Genomic DNA, 941 nt, shown 5'->3' with positions numbered 1-941 from the left:
AAAAATCTCGGCCTAAGAGTTGTGACCTTGATCACTCCCCCACTTTTACTATCCCTGTCTCAATATTAATTAAATTGCATACTTTTCTAGTGCCAAATCTGGTTGAATAGGTCTAAGTCTTTTTAGTATCAGTGAGGTATAAAATGCTGTGCAGCACACAAAGAATGGGGATTCGGTTTTGCCTTAATGAAAAAGGCGAATTGATTGATTCAAAAGAAAGTAAAGACTTAACAGCTCTTTGTCGTGTTTGTGGTGAACCAGTAAAACGTGAAGAAGATTTTCAGCTCTTTCAACACATTGATAAGCAGTGTGAGCACCTTGTTCTTTCTGAGGTATGTGAACGATTAACTTCTTTACTGTCTGACGAGCTTCGATTATCAATCCCTATTGATTACTCCTGCACGAACAGCATACCTGTTGAATTGAGTCACTGTAGCTTACTTGTCGATACTGATACTCGCCCTCTTATCGAACTGACACTTCTCGATAACCAAGCAATATACCTAACCATTGCGCTAGAAGATTCAGAAGTGGATCAAAAGCAGATTCGCCAACTCAGAACCCGATTTGAAAGTGTCATTGAAGTAAACCTTAGCAACTTAGCCGTTCCATCGACTGACTTTACTACCTACCTCAAAGAGAATGTTTTGAACTCAAAATTTCATAAACGTTGCTCTTGGCTGTCATTTAATCCTCTCCACCCATTAACACGAAACATCGCCTCACTCGAACACTCATCAATTGAGTCTGAACAACAAAGAGCATTGAGCGAACTCGAACAGATTAACGAAAGAGTTAACCTAGCCAATGGAACATTAGACAGAATCAAAGCTGATACTGAAACGGCACAACACAATCTAACTCGATACCAAAACGAAAAACGTAAGTATGATTTACATATAAATATCGAAGATTTGAAAAAACAAGAACAGGATTTACTC

General features: G+C 38.6%; 1 pseudogene. It reads left to right on the top strand.

Features of this window, described 5'->3' with window-relative positions:
- Nucleotides 1–143 precede the first annotated feature (143 nt).
- Nucleotides 144–941, top strand: a pseudogene (locus tag R7F64_RS23775) (hypothetical protein); the annotation flags it as partial.

This window comes from Vibrio sp. Vb1980, assembly GCF_033338615.1.
Classification (GTDB): Bacteria; Pseudomonadota; Gammaproteobacteria; order Enterobacterales; family Vibrionaceae; genus Vibrio; species Vibrio alginolyticus.
Note: the sequence above shows the minus strand (reverse complement) of the source record. Positions and strands in the feature narration are given on the sequence as shown.